The following is a 19,068-nucleotide window of genomic DNA, read 5'->3' as shown; positions in this document are numbered from 1 at the left end:
GAAGAGGCAGTCCGAATGAATCGGCTTATCACATCCGCTTTCATATATAAGCTTGATAACTATAATAAGGGAGGTTTCTACATTGAAAAAGAACATAAAATCACGTTTTCAGTGGATGTCCACACTCGCAGTTAGCTCCGCTCTCGCCATTGCCGTAACCGGCTGCGGCAGCAGTTCAGACAATACAAGCACTGCTTCCCCGTCAAGCAGTGCAGCTCCAAGTACATCCGCTTCGGCGGCGCCTAAGAAGCTTGACCCCGTTGAGCTGACGTGGTACTACCCGCAAAACAAAGCTAATCCGGATCTGCAATTGGTAAGTGATGCCGTTAATAAGATTACGCAAGAGAAAATTAACGCAACAATTAAATTGATGCCGATAGACTTCGGTACTTACGAGCAGAAGTTGAACACGATTGTTGCTGCTAACGAAGTAACGGATATTATCTGGACATCGAACTGGCTGTTTAAATTCGATCTGAATCAAAAGAAAGGTGTATTCCAACCGCTTGATGATTTGTTAAAGAATCAAGGACAGAAACTTTACAAAACATTGGAAGAGAAGTTCTGGAACGATGCGAAGTTGGACGGCAAAATCTACGCAGTGCCTAACTATCAAGTCTCAGCAACTCGAGCAGGACTGGTCATTCAAAAGCGTTTTGTAGATAAGTATAAACTGGACATCAACACGATCAAGAAAATGGAAGATATTGAGCCATTCTTGAAGCAGATCAAGGACAACGAGCCTGGGATCACACCATTTGGCACCACTCGCGGCTTCTATACGGGTACACTATATAACATCGATGGGAAAGGGCCAGTTTACAAAAACGATACGACATTCAAAGTCCTTCCAGATGTGACAAATGAAATGAAAACCAACTTCAAGCTGGCGAACTCCTGGTACACCAAGGGCTACATTAATAAAGACGCTGCTACGTTAAAAAATGCGGCAGATGCGTATAACAAAGGCACCACTGCAGTTTGGTTCGATTTTACTGGCAAGCCAGGCTCCGAGGTTGAGTTCAAAGCAGCGAACGCCGGCAACGATGTTGTGCTTGTTCCGCTTGCTAAGGCAGTCTTTAGCGGTGCGGCTAGCACCCTGAATGCGATCTCCCGAACTTCCAAAAATCCAGAAAGAGCGATGATGTTCCTTGAACTGGTGAATACAGATAAGCAATTGTATAACACGCTCGTTTACGGTATTGAAGGTAAACATTATACGAAGACGACAGGCAACTTCATCAAAATAAACCAGGATGCCGGGTACTTCACTAACACGGACTGGATCTTCGGCAGCATCATCAACGAATATTTACCGGAAGGTTCACCGGCTGACAAGCTGGAGCAAACTGCAAAAGTTAACGCAGAAGGCGAAGTTTCCCCACTCACTGGATTTGTCTTTAATACGGATCCTGTGAAGACGGAAACAGCGAACGTCAAGGCGGTCAACGATGAGTACTATGCTGCTCTTGCGACGGGTACACTCGAAACGGACAAATACTTGCCTATTTATGAAGAGAAGCTGAAAAAAGCTGGCGCCGATGTAATCGTAGCTGAGCGTCAGAAGCAGCTTGATGCGTGGTTGAAGGCGAACGGCAAGAAATAAAGTTTGACGAACGGACCATGGATACCTGGGCTATTTCCCCAAAAACAGTCATGTTTTTCCGGAATAGCTCTGGTTTTTCATGGACTTTGTGGAACAGAAGAATGAAGGAGGACTTCAAGTGAAGATTGCTATACTGCAAGGAAAAGACAAACGAGAGCGGATCTTCGGGCCAGAGCATCTGGCTCAGCTCCGAGAGCTAGGCGAAGTTTCGCTTAATGAGGAAAATGGGAACCCCTCCGAGGAGCATGCGCGTGCCTTGATTGCCGGTGCAGATGTGGCGATCACATCGTGGGGCTGCTGTGCACTGACAGAGCGGGTGCTGGAGAACGCACCGAATTTGAAGATCGTGCTGCATGCGGCCGGAACTGTCAAGCCGATTGTGACGGAGGCGCTGTGGCAGCGGGGGGTTCGCGTATCCAACGCGACCGAAGCGCTTGGCCAAGGAGTGGCAGAGACGGCGCTCGGCTTTACGATTGTGTCGCTCAAGGACATGTGGCGGCTTAGCCGGGAGACGGCAGCTGGCGGCTGGGGCGATGGCTCGCGGGTGCGCGAAGTATATGGTCTCACGATCGGGGTCGTCGGAGCAGGGCGTGCAGGCTCCCACTACATTCATCTGCTTCGGCAGTTCGATGTCAGGATCGTGCTCTATGACCCGTTTGTCAGCGAAGAGCGAGCTAAGGAGATGGGCGCTCAGAAGCTGGAGCTTGAGGACCTGCTGCGAGAGAGCGACGTTGTCTCTATTCACTTACCGTCACTACCGGAGACGTACCGGATGTTTAACGCCGAACGATTGGCGATGATGAAAGATGACTGTGTGCTGATCAATACGGCCCGCGGTTCGGTTATCGACGAGGACGCGCTCGCAGGTGAGTTGCGTAAAGGGAGATTATTCGCGTGTCTCGATGTCACGGATCCGGAACCGCCGCTAGAAGATCATCCGCTGCGTTCGCTGCCGAACGTGATTCTGACTCCACATATCGCAGGTGCAGTCAATAATGGCATGGGCCGTATTGCGAAGGCGGTAGTAAGTGATCTGCGGGCATATATCGACGGTCGCCCCTTAAGTGGCGAAGTGCGGGCGGAGCAGATGCATCTGCTCGCTTGAGGTCGAGCCTCTGCATTGCATTTGCGGTTTTGTCTCTCCTGTACCAAAATTCCATCTGCACTGTTATTTCCCTGCACCTAAATAGATGGAAAATGTACATATAATTGTGCTCATTTTGCTGAAATGGGAGAAGTAACTGGATTTTATACAGCTAATTTCAGGCGAGTTGCCCGTTTTCGTGAAAAGGGTGACATTTAACTGGATATTTTCCACTTATTGAATTAGTTCTCGCGATTTGAACGAAAATAGCTGTATTTTTTCCAGTTCATCTACCAGCAGAGCCATGGAATCGGGATACTGAGCTGGCCTCAGCTCTGCCTTTCCTAAATATCCGGAAAAATGGTATCTATTTCTGGGGAAATCCGACATTTCAGATTTCAGCCCAAGTAGATACCAGAAATCCCGTTATCGTTATTTCTAGCATACGGTTGCAGGTTTTTTCAGTTCATCAAGAGAAAAAGGAGAGTACACAAACACAAGGTTGAAACACTGTAATTAGTGATGAAAAGGGGGCTAATTGATGAAGGTAACGTCTACAATCCGCATAGGTCTTGCCGCTATGATGAGTTGTGCATTGGTCATGGGAGCATTGCCCGCTCAACCCGTTTCCGCTGAGGTAACCACCTATTACGTATCACAGGCAATAGGCAACGATACAACAAATAATGGGAAGTCCCTGTCGGCTCCGTTCAAGACCATTCAACGCTGCGCGAACGAATTGCAACCAGGAGACACTTGTGAAGTGTCATCCGGTATTTATCGCGAGACCATTACGCCGCCAAGCGGAACTGCGGACGCTTCTCGGATCACGATTAAGGCGGCAAGCGGAGCGAATGTTGTCGTCAGCGGCACCGATCCGATTACCGGTACATGGACATCCGCGGGGATTGCTGGAACACCTGCGGTGTACAAAACGCCTTACACTAGGAGCTCGCTTATAGATGAGACTGAGGAGCAGTTCTTTATTGTTCCTAAGGACGCAAATGGGAACTTATCAGCTGATCCAACCTTGCTCTGGGAAGCCCGTTGGCCCAATATTACATCCTACAACCTGAACGCGTTAAAAGACAAGATGGCCTACATAGAGTCAGCCACGAATATGACTACCTACTACACAGTCACGGACAGCACTTTGCCTAACATTAATTGGACCGGCGCTACGATCTGGGAGCGAGGTGGGGACGCCTACACCGGGCAAACTTCGACCATTTCCGCCTTCAACAACGTAACCAAAACACTCACGATGAATCCGGTCACGAATGACCAATCGTATTACTCGCCACGACAAGGAAATACGTATTTCCTATCCGGTGTATTAGGAGCACTTGACGTAGCAAGTGAGTGGCATACAGACGCAACAAACCTCTACTTGTGGGATCCGTCTGGCGGTGTTCCCGCGAATGTTGAGGCTAAGACACGCCAAACCGCTTTTAATCTAAAAGGCAAATCCTACATTACCATCTCCGGCATCCGAACGATGGCGGCGAACATTTTGATGGGTACGGTAGGCAGCACGCCGTCCTCATATAATGTGCTCGACAAGATAAAAGCGGAATATTTGTATTTCTCCGATTACAGCCACGGCACGTCGATTGAGAGTCAACGCGAGCGGGGCATCAATATGGTAGGCGATTACAATGAATTGAAAAACAGCACGATTGCCTATTCCACGGGAACGCTGATCCATTTAGCTGGCAAAGGCAATCGGATCTTAAACAATAGCATTCATAACGGAAGTTACATGGCTACGCACGATTCGCTGATCCGTTTATCAAGCGGAGCCGAGAACGTCATCGATCACAACGAGATCCGCGAATCTGGGAGAGGACTCCTATCCATCTACCAAGGCAGTGGAGTGATCAGCTACAACGATATGTACCGGGGCATGAAGCTCTCCCGTGACGGCGGTCTGATCTATGCTTGGGGTTCTGATCTCGGCAATAGCGAATTCCACCATAATTGGATTCACGACAGTAAGGGAGACGACACGAGTGTCGGCATGTATTTTGACAACTACACGGAGAACGCGATTATCCATCACAACGTCATCTATAACAATGATACGGGGATTCAAATGGGGGCGCCAGGCAATTTCAAACTCGTCCACAACAACACAATTGTCAATAATGATAAAAGCTTCGGGTTTCACGGAGCGGCTGGTTATCCAGATGATTTCTACGGCACCCGTTTCTACAACAACATTTTGACAGATAAAGCTTTCGCGATTGATTCGGACCGCAAGCTGTTTCCTACTACCGTCGCCCAGGGTTACAATGCTATTTCGTCTGTCGGTCTGAACTTCATCAACCCGGCAGGAGGAAACGGCAACGATTTCCGGCTGCAAACAGGCTCCACGGCAATTGACAGCGGGGCGGCGATCGCAGGCATTACCAGTACGTACACCTGGGGCGGGACCGCACCTGACGCCGGTGCTTATGAGTTGGGGGGTGGATCCAATAGTTCCAACTGGATTCCGTCTTACAATCACTCCAATTATCCGGTTTCACCTACTTGGCAGTTAATTGACACGCTGTACATGAATCGGATTACGAATAGCGCTTTCGAAAGAGGTCTCACCAATTGGCTGACCTGGTCGTCAGCGGGAACGGAAACGACGGTCGGCTCCGATACCCAATATGCCATTCCAGTTTCTCCAATGCCGACAAAGCCAAATTGGATCAACCGGGGCAAGAATAACAAGCTTCGGCTGGGAGATGGCAGCAGCCCTGCAGGAGGTTCAACAGTAGGAGATGGGATCGAGCAATCCATCTCAGGTCTTAAACCCAATACGGCGTATACGTATTCCGCCTGGATCTACAACATCCCAACCGATCCGAATATAGCGACACCGGTTTCGACGGAAACAATTTTACTTGGAGCAGAGAATTATGATGCTACTGCATCGACCATGCCGAAAGTGTCAATACCTTCGACTAGTGGAAAGTACGTGCGCCAGGAGCTAAGTTTTACAACGGGGTCGCTTACTGCTGCGAACGGAACCACGATTAAACCTCGCGTGCAAATTTTCAAGAACAAGTCGTACGCCAACCATTACTCCTTCGCGGACGATGTCGGCTTGATCGAATCGGGAATGTTCAACTCGGGGCTTAGCGACGGTAACAACCTGAAGGACGTGGCATTCGTCGGAGCACCGGCTACAAGCACAACCGCGGGTGCTACAGGAAGCATGATATTGAACGGAACGCTTCAGAACGGTAGTAGCGCTAGCTGGACAGGAGCGACGATCACATTTGCTTCGAGCGATCCTAGCATAGTGAGAATTGACAGTTCCACCGGAGGTGTTGTTTCTTACACAGCTATGGGGTCAGGTCAGGCGACCGTATCGGCGATTGCTAGGAAAGGGATTATCGCCAAGGCGACAAGCCAAATCGTCACCGTATATCCTCTTGGATCGCCGCCTGCAACGGACTTCACCGCCAAGGCATACGGAACAAATGCAAGTGGGTTTACGACGTTGAATAGCACAACGAATACGTACACGCTCGTTGGCAAAGGGGATAACGTCTGGGGCACCTCTGACGACTTCGTCTACTTGAAGAAATCGGTACTTAACTCCAATGCAGCCGGCAACAAGCTAACGCTGAAGGCGAACATCGAATTCAGTTCGTACGACCCAGCTTCCATCGGTCTTATGTTCCGGGAGCAGGACACGGCCGGTTCCGAGCATGCGGAATTCCGGATGGACGGGGCAGGCGATATTCTCCGAATCGTGTTCCGAAATACAGCATCGGGTTCGACCGATCTAATTAACCACTACAAAACCGGCGTGAAGCAAATACCGGCTACTACAGGGGTAATTCCTCGCCTGTTGCCTATCATGTTGACCAAAGAAGGGAATATCGTGAAAGGCTTCTATCTGGACGGCAACCAATACGTTCTGTTCGGCCAAACGACGGTCAATTTCACGGATGGCGCCAACATTCTTGCTGGGATTGCGCTATATTCCGGCGCTGGCCGGCCTGAGGCGAAGGCGGTCATTACGGATCTGCAACTGACACGTAATTACTAAGCGCAAGTAGAGCTGCATCAACGTACACCCTTCGGTCATCCGAGGGGTGTATATGTATGAAAAGGAACTACGCGTTTCATGTTGAACTATGTAAAGGTCAACTAAGCGTGAAATGGTTGCTGAAGTGATTCGAACTTGTAAAGGAACTCGGAGATAAGGGGATGCACCGATGAACAACTACTTGCGTAAGTACCGGGAACGGAAATATTTCATGCGTATCATTCTGTCGATCAATCTGCTTATTATTTCCGTTATGCTGGCCTCCTTGCTGTCCGCTTTTCTGTATTCAAAGAAGATCAGCTTAGATTCTCAGCAAGAAGCCAACGAGAAGGTACTATCTCAGATCAACTACAACATTACTTACATGAATGACACGGTGAAAAATTTCGCCATCTCTATGTTCTACGATACGGATATGGCCCATTTGTTATTCAGCGGTGAACAAGACACATTTGAAGATACCAACCGTATAAACAAGTTGACCAAGACTATCGCATATAACTCCTTTATTCACTCCATTGTCTTCTATAACAGCAAGCGGAACATGTACTTCACGAGTGGTGACGATGCGATCACGAGCTCAACCAGCAACCTAATGAATGGAATCGGTGAATATATGAGCGGTGGCAAACCCATTTATAAAATGCAGATGATGCCCCTCCGCTACGTCCCGGACCTTAAGCATCCGGAGCGTTCACAGCAAGTATTCTCTCTGTTTATATATGACTCTCTAGAAGCTTATACGAAAAAGGAGAGCACGCTCATTATTAATGTTAAGCCAGAATGGCTGTTTGAAAAGTTGGAGCTGATGAACAGGCAGTCCTCGAATCGGGCCAACCGTATTTTCGTTCTGGACCAGAATAAAGAAATGTACAGTCCGAACATTCAAGACGACAAAGATCTGGGGAACTTGAAGGAGGAAGTGTATCGGCAGATCGCTTCCTCGGGCCGCCAGGTATCCCAGTTTACGTATATGGCTAACGGCGAGAAGCAAATCGTCAACTACATCGTAAACCGCTCTGTCAACTGGGTGATCGTCGATGTTGAACCTTATGTTGGCGTACTTGCTGCGGTAGATAAGCTGAAGATCGTCTTCATTACGGTTGCCGCCATCTGTCTCGTTCTCGCCGTTGTTGCCTCCTTGATCATCTCTAACCGTCTGTACTCGCCGATTAATGTGCTGCTAAAGCAAACGAAGCGGCTGCCCGGCGGTGAGCCGGAACGTACGAACGGGGGGGACGAGATCAGTTACATCTCGCATAGCTATAACCATCTGATTGAGAAGCTCATGAGCGAGCAGACGAAGCACGACAGCAACGAAGCCATTGTGAATTCTTACTACCTGCGCAAACTCGTGACCGACAGCCGATCCTTTACGTCTGAGGAATTGGCAGAATGCGTTCGGGGCGGGTATATGAACGTCGATTTGGAAAAGGAGAGCATCTTAGGGGTTCTTAAATTTGATCATTACCAAGACTTGAAAGAAAGAAAACTCGGTGTGGATATGAACCTGCTGACATTTGCCGTGTCCAATATTATTCGGGAATTTGTTTCGGAGGAGCTACGAGGGGACGTCGTCGACATTCGTGGTGAGCATCTAGTGTTGATCTTCGAAGCCGGTACGCGCCCGAAGGAAAGTTATACGGCTATTACAAAGTTGCTGCAGCAGGCACAGCAAGTCATCGGCGATTATTACCACGTCACCTTCACGGTAGCGCTGGGGGATGTTGCGGCCCACTATCACGAACTGACGGCTCGCTACGAGAAAGCGCTCGATTACCATCTATATAAAATGAATTTTGGCCACGGCTCCGTGATTACGCCGGAGATGGTGCAGAGTAACCTCGCCAATCTTGAGGCACACATCCCGCTTGAGCTCGAGCGAAAATTCGCAGAGGCAATTAAGGCGAGTCATCCAGACAGCGTCTTCCAGGAGCTGGAGCACCTGCGCCAGCTGATATCCGGGATGAGTTCCGACGCCGTCGTGCAATCCGTGATACAACTCGGCATCCTGATCAAACAGACGGTCCGTGAAATCAACCAGAACAAGCTGTCGCCACTGCTCATCGACCTTCGTTCTATCGATCGCCTCGTATTCGAGAAGGAGACTTTGGATGAAATCTTTTCGGAGTTCGGCGCCATCCTCAGCGCGATCTTCGAGGATCAGAAACGCGGAACGGAGACGAAAGATCATTTTATCATCGATACGATTAAAGACATGATTCAGGCGAATTACTCCGATCCAAATCTAAGCCTGCAGGAGATCGCCGATATGCTTCGAATGTCCTCTGCGTATGTTGGCCGCATCTTCAAGAAGCAGGAGACAATCTCTGTTGCAGATTATATCAACGAAATTCGGCTGCTGAAATCGGTCATGCTGCTCGAGAACAATAACCTGCCGGTGAATGAGATCTCCGAGAAAGTTGGTTTCAGCTCCCCGAGCTACTTCTTCAAGTTGTTCAAGAAGCGTTTCGGCACGACGCCGAAGGATTACCGGATCAAGAAATCACTGTCACTGTAGGGAAAGCTATTCCCATCTTCATCGTACATAAAAGTTCAAATTGTTCATTGATTTAGTGAAAGAAAGTGCGAATCTTGCACTTTCTTTTGCTTTTTCTGGGGGTTACGCTGAACCTATGTCGAGAGAACAAAGGGGAATAGATATGCAAGATGTATTTGTGTTTGAGACACAGTGTCTTCATTCCTTAGTAAAAGTATTTCCGGACGAGGAACTTCGGGATGAGTCTTATACACGGGGCTCCGCCTTGCGCGGGGAGACGTTCGATTTCCAAGTTGCTTATCGGGCACCTGCTTTGACCAAGCCGATCCGTGTGAGTGTCATTTCTACCTTGCAGGCGGCCATTACTTTGCGTGAAGTTGGCTTGGCACCATCGGAACTCCCCTGCCAGCGCCGCCATGACGACAACGTGCTGCGGGTCACTCCAGGCCTTTATCCTGATCCACTTTATCCTATCGATGAAGAGCAGGGTGTAGTAGGTATCCATTATCAATGGAGATCTGTATGGGTCACTGTGGAAGTAGACGAGGAGACGCTGGCGGGCAAATATGACATAACAGTCAAGTTTGCAGCGCTGACCGGGGAGCTGCTCGGTGAAGAAAGCTTTCACTTGGAGGTCATCCCGGCCATGTTGCCGCCTCAGTCATTGATTCATACGGAGTGGTTTCATGCCGACTGTTTGGTGAATTACTACGGGGTCCAGGTGTTCAGTGATGCACACTGGGGGCTGATCGAGCAATACATGCAAACCGCTGTGCGGCATGGCATGAACATGGTACTCACGCCCCACTTCACGCCACCGTTGGATACCCAAGTCGGCGGTGAGCGCCCGACGGTTCAACTGGTGGATGTGCAGAGAGAGCTGGACGGCACGTACAAATTCGGCTTCGGCCGACTGCTTCGTTGGATCGAGCTCTGCAATCGGGTTGGCATTCACTATTTGGAATTCTCGCACCTGTTCACCCAATGGGGCGCAAAGCACGCCCCAAAGGTAGAGGCGGTGGAGCAGGGAGAGCTGCGGCGCATTTTCGGTTGGGAGACGGACGCGGCTGGAGAGGCATATAAGTCGTTTCTAAATCAATATCTGCCGGCATTAATGGTGTTCCTTCGAGAGCAAGGGCTTGAGAATCGGTGCTATTTTCATATTTCGGATGAGCCTTTGCTTGAACATATGCCCTGGTATCGCAGTGCGAGCGAGTTGATGCAAGCTCACTTGGGGAATTTCCCAATTATCGATGCGCTGACTAATGTGGAGTACTATGAACAAGGGCTTGTAAAAGGGCCCATTCCAGCGAACGATCACATCGAACCGTTCCTTGAGCGACAAGTACCTAAGCTGTGGACGTATTACTGCTGCGTACAGTACAGGCAAGTATCCAATCGGTTCTTCAACATGCCATCAGCCCGAAACCGAGTGATCGGCGTACAGCTATATAAGTTCCAGATTGTCGGCTTCTTGCATTGGGGCTACAACTTCTGGAATACGCAGTATTCGCTGCAAGCAATTGATCCGTATCGTGTGACGGACGCCGGCCGAACCTTTCCATCTGGCGATGCGTTCCTCGTATACCCAGGGGCGAAAGGACCGATAGAGTCGATCCGCATGGAAGTGTTCTATGAGGGCTTGCAGGACCTTAGGGCGCTGCAACTGTTAGAGGGCTTAGTCGGGCGCGAACAGGTGCTGGCTTTGATCGAGGACGGACTCACGGAACCTCTGAGCTTTAGCCAGTATCCTTCAGATGCGCAGTGGCTGCTTGGGCTTCGGGAAAGAGTCAATCGGGCAATAAGTGGTGCATCGGAGTTAACCAAAAGGGGAGATCGTCATGAAAGCTGAGAATAAACCGATAGAAGTCATCATCGTTGGAGCAGGAAGCCGCAGTATGAATTATGCGAGCTATTCGCTGAAGCATCCGGAACAGATGCGGGTAGTTGGGGTGGTGGATCCGAATCCGCTCCGACGTGCGCATACGGCTGAACGATATGAATTAGCGGAGGACATGGTATTCGCAGATGTGGAAGCCCTCGTAGCACGGCCGAAGCTGGCAGATGCAGCGATTAACGGGACCTTGGACGCGCAGCACGTGTCGACAAGTTTGCCGCTGCTGCAGAAGGGCTACGACCTGTTGTTAGAGAAGCCGATCGGAATTGCGGAGGACGAGGTGCTGGAGCTGTATCGTATAGCCCAAGCGTATGGTCGTAAGGTCATGATCTGCCACGTGCTGCGTTATGCCCCATTCTATGTGGAGCTGAAAAAGGAGCTGGAGGCAGGGACAATTGGTGATATCCTGCACATTCAGACCGAAGAGAATGTCGACTTTCACCACATGGCAACGGCATTCGTTCGCGGCAAATTCGCGAATAAGGAGCGCGGAGGCTCGTCTTTCCTCATGCAAAAATGCTGCCATGATCTCGATCTCATCACATGGTTTCAATCTAAGGTGCTGCCTGTTAAGGTGAGCAGCTACGGCGGACGCTCGTACTTTCGCGAGCCGCGGGCTCCTCAAGGATCGGGCACTCGCTGCTTGACTGACTGTGCAATCGAAGAGAACTGCGTATACTCAGCAAAGAAGCTTTACGTTGACCAACCGCTGTGGCCGGTTTACGTGTGGCCGCGCTACCTAGACGGCGTGAGGCTCAGCTACGAGGAGAAGCTGGAAAGCCTGCGCACGGATAATCCGTTCGGTCGCTGCGTCTGGCGGTGCGATAACGACATCGCCGATCACCAAGCGGTGATGATGGAGTTTGAGAACGGAAGCACCGCCGTTCACAATCTGGTGGGAGGAGCAGCGAAGGCCTGTCGTACCGTGCATATTACGGGGACCAAGGGTGAGATCTATGGGGAGCTCGAGGAAGGTTTCTTCGTGGTGCGTCACCCGCATCTGCGGGAAGGCGGCGTTTACAGCGAGCAACGTGTCGATATTCCGGTTAGTCGGGATATGCATGGTGGCGGGGATTACCGACTCGTTGAAGATTTTGTGCGCGTCGTGCGAGGAGACACTTCCGCTCAATTCTCCACATCTTTAGAGCATGCCATCCTCGGGCACCTCGTTGGGTTTCGGGCGGATGCTTCCATGGCGTCGGGACATGCTATGCGGATCGATTGGGGCAACGAAATGCCATTGTGAGGGCAAAAATCGAATGAATTGATACCGAACTAGCTTGCCAACAGCAAAGAGGCTGTCTCAAAGTCATAGTAGACTTTTTGAGATAGCCTCTTATTTCCGTTTCCTGTAAACTAACTGGATTTTTTCCAACTATTTAAAGTGGATTTATCGAAATCGAAAGATTAACTGTATTTCCTGTAGGTAAATTCCTTCGATTATCTCTACTCTTGAATTTCCATCCAAATTAAATGTAGTTTTTCCATCAAATCAAGGAAATGCGTCAGGTTCGAGGGATTTAGCTGTAGTTTATACATCTAAACATGAATCGGTAGTCACCATGTGCTCCCAACCAACAAACCAACCTAAAAAGTCAATACGCAAGAATCTAACTCACGCACAATTCACTGTGGATTCCATTATCAGAATACATTTTTAGTTCCCGGCCATATCATGAGGAACAGTGACAACGCTCGTAACAACGGTTTTATTGCCAGCGTTGTCAGTAGCTGTGTAGGTTATGGTATAGCTGCGAACCTTTTCGGCACGCAGACTGAACGATGTAGCTGAAGTGCCGATTGCTGCTTGAATATCGCTTGGGCTGCTGGTGGGATCGCTGCAAGTGATAGAGGTCAAGATGACCGACGCCAAGCCCGAATCCGCATCGCTAGCGTTGACAGTGGCTTTAATGGCGATCATTTTTTTGTTTGGCGGCCAAATCACTGTTTTATCTAGCGTGACGGACAAAGAAGGAGCAGTTATGTCTTGGCTGCCAATAACGATAGCTTTGATTGCTTCTGCATTGCCTGCTTTATCGACAGAACGATACTGGATTAAATTTGCACTACCTTGAGGAATTATGATAAGTCCCGAATACGGGTTCCAAGCCCCATTATCACCGAGCCGATATTCAGTTCTAGCGACGCCGGACAAATTATCAGTAGCCGAGAGGGCCACCACCGTCGTTTGTGTCCCATAGACAGCCTCAGCTACTGTATTTGGAGCCCTGAGATCAGTTAGCAAACCTACGCTCGTTTCCTTCGTTACAGCGCCTAGGGTAACCGATGCATGAACGGAAGTAATGCCTTCCCCAGTTGCGGTTACTTTGCCATTGCTATCAACAGTAGCCACTGCGTTATTGTCACTTCTGTACGAGATGGTTGCCTGGCCCAAATCGGCAAGAGATCCATCGGATACATAGCCAGTCACCGTTAGTGAGGCCGGGCTTCCAGCTCCTACAAACATGTTATCCGCTGTCATCGAAACGGAAGCAAGCACATCTTCAACTTGTATGTCCAATTGCGAGATCACTGCCTTAACCGGCGGCTTCCCGCTACCCGAGAACATTCCTATCCCCGCGAGGAAGTCGGTTCCTTCAAATTCTACCGTAGTGGAGCCGATAGATAACCACTGCGATTCTTTATAATAATAACCCGTTACTTTATTGCCTTCTTTGACCAATTTCATCTGGAACGGGGTGTTAATGCTCTTGCCCGCATAGTCCAGTAGCAGGCCTGTCGACGAACCCCAATATTTCTGTTGGGCAGGCGGATTTTGCGAATCCAGAATACTCTCGCTATTGCGGAATACATAGCGGAGCACCTTACCGGTGCCATCCGTACGGAACTGAACATGCTTGGAATCCGCCGTGTCCTTGGCGCGGAACATCAAGCCGACCGAGGCTGGATCTGCGAAGTCAAAGGAGTCAATCGTAGCCGTAAACGTAACTTTAGCATTAGGATCGGACGTATGAACGTTTTTGCTAAGGTAAACGAAATCATCCGTTTTGTCCCAAACATTGTCTCCCACGCCTACGACCGAATAAGTACCCTCGGGATTCGTCGTGACGAAGCCCTTGCTATTAGAACCGTACGTCTTCAGAGCCCAGCCTGCCGGCCCAGTATCCGTTCCACCGTTAGGGAAGACCGTCGAGATTTGTGATGTCGCTTTCGTAATGCCGTCCTTGAAGACGGTTGCCGATACAGTGACTTGACCTGCTGCAAGGGCTGTCACGGAAGCGGAGCCATTGCTTACGCTATTAATACGCAGAACTTGAGGGTCGCTGGAAACCAACTGGATATCGGCAGTTGATAGATCAGCCGGCGAACCATTTTGCTGTGTTCCGGTCAAGTTCAAGATCCCTTGCTCTCCAACAGTAAAGAGATTTACCGGTGTCGTGAACTGGACTTCTTTCAAGAAGGTTTGGCTTACACCAGCATCGAAAGGCGTGTTTTCAATCAAACCCGTATCGTCTGCATATGAAAGGCCTACAGCTGATCCAGGCTTATAGATGCGCACGCGTGCATCCGTATTTGTAGTGCCTGTTCGGAAAGTAATTTCTTTGCGTACATATTGGTTATCTTTTACAGTCGTATCAATTGCGTTTCCGCCATAATTAAATACACCGAGAACGATGGATTCCCCAGGCTCATTGTATACCCAAGCTACAAATTTATATTCGGTGTCAGGTTTAAGTCCCGTGATTTTTTGTTCCACACCAGCTCCGCCAGGCCCCAATTTCAAGCGATATTGTCTACCTCGTACTTGCCAGTCTGGTGAAGCCGGTACGGATTGTACATCCGTAGTCCCGTTCGTCGTCCATTTCAGCCAGTTATCGGTAGTCCCATTGAAGCCGCTGTTCTTAATTAGGTTCATATAAGGCGTATCGATCTGGGTGTAGGTCACGCTTGGAGGATTGGCAAAATCCGGCCCTGCTTTCCAATTGGCACCGCCGAACTCATAGGCACCTGCATCCGGAGCAATACCTACATAACTGTCGGTGACTCCTTTAATGACCGCCCCTGTGTTAATAGCCGTTGAACCGTCATTTAACCGGAAGTCGTTCGCAGCTGGATTCATAAAATTCACGCCAGTGCTTGATGTCGTGTTGTACCCGTTTGCCGTATCTGCTGTTAAGGAGACACTGTTCGTAAAAATGTTGTTATACACTCTTGATCCGAAAAGCTCCTGGTTATAAGGCGGTGATCCCCAGTAGCCTATGCTGCCTGTTCTATGATTCACAACCGTGTTGTTATAAATGAGTCGATAGTTACCCGGCGTATTCATTTGAATCCCTACATCATTATTGTAGATAACGTTATGATGCGCCACCACATTGTTCGCATAGTTGTCGAAGTAGAGACCGACGCTCATATCAGAGCCTTTGCTGTCGTGGATCAGATTGTGATGAATGTCGCTGTTGCCCATATCAAGACCCCAGCTGTATAGCAGGGCTCCGTCTCGGGAAAGCCACATCCCATTAGAAATATCGTTGTACGAAATCTCCCCGCTGCCGGATCTCCAATAAATATTGAATCTTCCGGATTCTCGAATCTCGTTGTAACTGATCAGGTTGCTGGTCCCGCTTGAAAGCTTCACCAGGGGATCATAGGAGGCCATATAGCTGCCGTTATGAATAATGTTGTTCACTATGCGGTTGCTGTTTCCTTCAATATTGATCAAAGTTCCCGAGGAGTAGCCAATCTTACTGTTCTTGATTTCGTTATTATTGCCGAATATGCTAATTCCGCCATTCAGCTGATCGGCATTCGTCGTATTCTGGGAATAGTTCGAAAAATACAGATAATCAGCCTGTATGCCATCTAAAACGTTATTGCTTGAACCATTCATCGTGATGTTCGCAGCAAAGGTGCGAATCCCCTTCATTTGGATGAAGGATTTTCCGTTCAAGTTGAATGCGGTCTTGCGCTTTTTAACCTCAACATTGGAGGGAACTCCGCCATCCGGTGCCCACAAATAAACCTGTTGGGCTGTCTCATCCACATACCACTCGTTAGGAGCATCCAATGCCCCTAAAACTCCGCTAAGGAAATACGTGCTGCCTAACCGAGGATACAGTTCCTGATAGTCACCAGTAATCGGTTCATACGTAAGGGTGTGAGTCGCGCTGTTATAGCCTGTCACCTTGCTGGTCATGCCTTGATAAGCGTTCCCACCTCTTTCCCAGACCAACGCATTCTTCCAAAAATCACTAGGCTGCGACAGATCCGAATCAACAATGGATGTCGCTGATCCTGAGTCCGCGGTGGCAACACCTGCTTTTAAGCCCGGCAGTGAGTATTCGCTGATATTAGGCCAACGCGCTTCCCAAAGAGGAGCAACAACCAAGCCATTATTTACAAAAAGCTGGTTTTCTTTTCCCAGGCTCCAAGATAGATCCGCTTTATAAATTTGTCCTGTGTGTTGCGTCCAGCCGCTGATCGGTTCGGTACCGCTTACAATTACGGTTGCGCCTGGTGCTGTCTTAAAGGTGATGGGCTGGCCGCTTTGGCCGGATGCAACCGGAGTAACCGTCTCTCGATACGTGCCTGATGCAATGATACAAGTATCCCCGGGCGTCATGATTTGGGCGCATTTATTGATGGTTTTAAATGGGGATGCCTCTACATTGCCCGCTGCTGCGTCATTTCCATTTGGGGCCACGTAGTAGGTTGTTGCAGATGCAAATGCGCTTGGTGCGGGCAATAATCCGCCTACAAAACCTAGCGTCAGTGTTAACGCCAAGCCATAACCAAGCTTCATTTTTTTTCTCATTACACAGTCCTCCTTGATAAGTTGTTATGGACAATATCCATACATCTAACTTATCAATTGGCCAAATAATAAAAAGTCAAATATCCGTACTTTACTCCTAAATGCAGCTGAAACATTTAGTTTTTTGTGAACCACCGTTTCTGCGCAGTAAGAATTTAATACATACAGTTCCATAATAGAGAAAAGTACAGATCTTGCACTTTTCATTGTTTGAATTTCAGTTTAAGTTGGATGTGAGTATGAATGGAGGAAGGAGAATATCCGTGGCAAAATATGTAACGATAAGTTGTTTAGGGCCTAAACCTTTAGTGATAGAGGCAGAAGTTCCTGCCCAAGAGGTGGTGGGGCGGATGATCCAACATTGGCAAAGACAGCTGGACCAGGTGCTACCAGATCTTCCTGATCTGATCATACTGCCTGAAGTCTGTGACAGGCCAGATCCAGGGAAGTTTCCTCGCGAGCAAAGATTGGCTTATTATCGGGTTCGGCAAAATCAAATCCGTGACTTTCTGGCGAGCATTGCCAAGCAACACAGTTGCTATATCACGTATCCGGCACATATAGAAGCTGAGGACGGCAGCTGGCGCAATGCGATGCAATTGATTGATCGCGAAGGTCAAGTGATGGGGGCCTACCATAAAAATTATCTGGTTCCTGATGAATATAGCACGAATAATATTCTTTATGGGAAGGAAGCCCCTATCTTTGAATGTGATTTTGGAAGAGTTGCATCGGCAATCTGCTTTGATTTGAACTTTGAAGGAATTCGGCAGCAGTATGCGAAAGTAAAGCCAGACTTGATCCTATTTCCTTCCATGTTTCATGGAGGATTTATGCAAAACTATTGGGCTTACTCCTGTAGATCTTATTTTGCCGGTGCGATTGCCGGCTTGCCTTGCACGATTGTAACTCCCTTGGGTGAGGTAGCGGCACAGAGCACGAATTACTACTCATTTATCACAACCAAGATTAATTTGGATTACGCTGTCATTCATATTGATGAGAATAGTGCACATTTTCCTAAGATCAAACAAAAATATGGGCCGAAAGTCAAGATTCATGACCCAGGTTTTCTTGGATGTGTGCTGGTGACAAGCGAATCTGAGGACTTTTATGTGAAGGATATTATTGCAGAATTTGGGCTGGAGCTAATGGATGATTATTTCCTTCGAGCAGAAGAGGCTCGGTTCATGCCTGGGCGAATAGAGATTTGAATAGGAGGCACAAAAATGCAATCTCTACGAATTGGAATTGTCGACCTGGACACATCACATCCGAACAATTGGGTGCCTATCATTAAGGATCTAGGCCATGAGGTCGTTGCCGTATTTGATGGGGGAACCATTCATGAGGAAGGGTATGCTTCACAATTTGCCAAGAAGCACGAAATCAAAATGGTTTGTAATTCGTTGGAAGACATGGTGTCCCACGTAGATGCCGTCATTATCCATAGTGTGAATTGGGACTTGCATGTGGAGCGTGCACGTCCTTTTGTCAATGCGGGTAAAGCTATATTGATTGATAAACCTATGGCAGGGAACTTGCGCGACATCCAGCAACTCCAAGATTGGGAACGCAGCGGTGCTCGTATAACAGGAGGTTCTTCGTTAAGCGTCTGCGAAGAGGCCAAAGATTGGCATAGGCTGCATGATCCGAACGACCAGATTGTAACTGTACTGGCGGGATGTTCCGTTGATGAATTTAATTACGGCATACATGCTTTCTACTTCCTACAAGCGATTATGGGAGCGGGAATCGCAAGCGTACGATCCACGGGTGTACATCTACAGCATCAAATTGAGCTCGTATGGCAGGATGGGCGCAAGGGATTCCTAAGTGTCGGAAATACGAAGGGATATTTACCCTTCTTTGCGACTATAGTGACTGAGCAGACAGTTAAGCATCTGCAGGTAGATAGCAGCCGATTATATCGTTCTTTTTTGGAAGCAAGCTTGCCATACTTGGCTGGGGATGCGGATCCTTTCGTTACAATAAGTCAACTGCTAGAGGCAGAACTCGCTGCGATGGCCGCGAGAAAATCATTCTTGTCGGGTGGACAGCAAGTAGACTTAAAGCATTTATCTAACGAAGATCAAGGTTACGAAGGGACTGCTTTCGCTGCACAGTATCGAATGAAAGTGAAAGGACATTAGG

General features: G+C 48.7%; 9 protein-coding genes. 8 read left to right on the top strand and 1 reads right to left on the bottom strand.

Features of this window, described 5'->3' with window-relative positions:
* The first annotated feature begins 82 nt into the window (after positions 1–82).
* The 6 genes from HQN88_RS04135 to HQN88_RS04110 all read left to right on the top strand — a co-directional run bounded on the left by HQN88_RS04135 (position 83) and on the right by HQN88_RS04110 (position 12,384).
* On the top strand, positions 83–1,606 hold the full coding sequence (locus HQN88_RS04135; RefSeq protein WP_173108980.1) for an ABC transporter substrate-binding protein: 1,524 nt from the start codon (positions 83–85) through the stop codon (positions 1,604–1,606).
* Positions 1,607–1,724: 118 nt separating this feature from the next.
* Positions 1,725–2,711, top strand: a complete 987-nt coding sequence (locus HQN88_RS04130) for a hydroxyacid dehydrogenase (protein WP_173108979.1) — start codon at positions 1,725–1,727, stop codon at positions 2,709–2,711.
* Positions 2,712–3,231: 520 nt separating this feature from the next.
* Complete coding sequence (locus tag HQN88_RS04125) at positions 3,232–6,741, top strand: right-handed parallel beta-helix repeat-containing protein (RefSeq protein WP_173108978.1); 3,510 nt, start codon at positions 3,232–3,234, stop codon at positions 6,739–6,741.
* A gap of 169 nt (positions 6,742–6,910) precedes the next feature.
* On the top strand, positions 6,911–9,262 hold the full coding sequence (locus HQN88_RS04120; protein WP_173108977.1) for an AraC family transcriptional regulator: 2,352 nt from the start codon (positions 6,911–6,913) through the stop codon (positions 9,260–9,262).
* A gap of 142 nt (positions 9,263–9,404) precedes the next feature.
* Complete coding sequence (locus tag HQN88_RS04115; RefSeq protein WP_173108976.1) at positions 9,405–11,093, top strand: DUF4091 domain-containing protein; 1,689 nt, start codon at positions 9,405–9,407, stop codon at positions 11,091–11,093.
* Complete coding sequence (locus HQN88_RS04110) at positions 11,083–12,384, top strand: Gfo/Idh/MocA family protein (protein ID WP_173108975.1); 1,302 nt, start codon at positions 11,083–11,085, stop codon at positions 12,382–12,384. Before HQN88_RS04115 ends, HQN88_RS04110 begins: the two co-directional genes overlap by 11 nt.
* Positions 12,385–12,795: 411 nt before the next feature.
* Here HQN88_RS04110 and HQN88_RS04105 read toward each other — a convergent pair whose 3' ends face one another.
* Positions 12,796–16,914: an OmpL47-type beta-barrel domain-containing protein gene (locus HQN88_RS04105; protein ID WP_173108974.1), complete on the bottom strand. Its 4,119-nt coding sequence runs from the start codon at positions 16,912–16,914 to the stop codon at positions 12,796–12,798.
* A gap of 263 nt (positions 16,915–17,177) precedes the next feature.
* On the opposite strand from HQN88_RS04105, the gene HQN88_RS04100 reads away from it, so the two are divergent.
* Both HQN88_RS04100 and HQN88_RS04095 read left to right on the top strand, forming a co-directional pair.
* Positions 17,178–18,128 carry a carbon-nitrogen hydrolase family protein gene (locus HQN88_RS04100; protein WP_173108973.1) on the top strand — a complete coding sequence of 317 codons (951 nt, stop codon included), beginning with the start codon at positions 17,178–17,180 and terminating at the stop codon, positions 18,126–18,128.
* Between the two features lie 15 nt (positions 18,129–18,143).
* Complete coding sequence (locus HQN88_RS04095) at positions 18,144–19,067, top strand: Gfo/Idh/MocA family protein (RefSeq protein WP_173108972.1); 924 nt, start codon at positions 18,144–18,146, stop codon at positions 19,065–19,067.
* Position 19,068: the final 1 nt, after the last annotated feature.

This window comes from Paenibacillus qinlingensis, from assembly GCF_013204845.1.
Taxonomy (GTDB): Bacteria; Bacillota; Bacilli; order Paenibacillales; family NBRC-103111; genus Paenibacillus_E; species Paenibacillus_E qinlingensis.
The sequence above is the reverse complement of the archived record's forward strand: the minus strand, read 5'-3'. Positions and strand labels throughout refer to the sequence as shown.

Excerpts from the sequence above, each read along its gene's own strand:
- HQN88_RS04105 (WP_173108974.1), bottom strand. The coding sequence starts at position 16,914 with ATGAGAAAAAAAATGAAGCTTGGTTATGGCTTGGCGTTAACACTGACG.
- HQN88_RS04110 (WP_173108975.1), top strand. The coding sequence starts at position 11,083 with ATGAAAGCTGAGAATAAACCGATAGAAGTCATCATCGTTGGAGCAGGA.
- HQN88_RS04095 (WP_173108972.1), top strand. The coding sequence starts at position 18,144 with ATGCAATCTCTACGAATTGGAATTGTCGACCTGGACACATCACATCCG.
- HQN88_RS04115 (WP_173108976.1), top strand. The coding sequence starts at position 9,405 with ATGCAAGATGTATTTGTGTTTGAGACACAGTGTCTTCATTCCTTAGTA.
- HQN88_RS04120 (WP_173108977.1), top strand. The coding sequence starts at position 6,911 with ATGAACAACTACTTGCGTAAGTACCGGGAACGGAAATATTTCATGCGT.
- HQN88_RS04125 (WP_173108978.1), top strand. The coding sequence starts at position 3,232 with ATGAAGGTAACGTCTACAATCCGCATAGGTCTTGCCGCTATGATGAGT.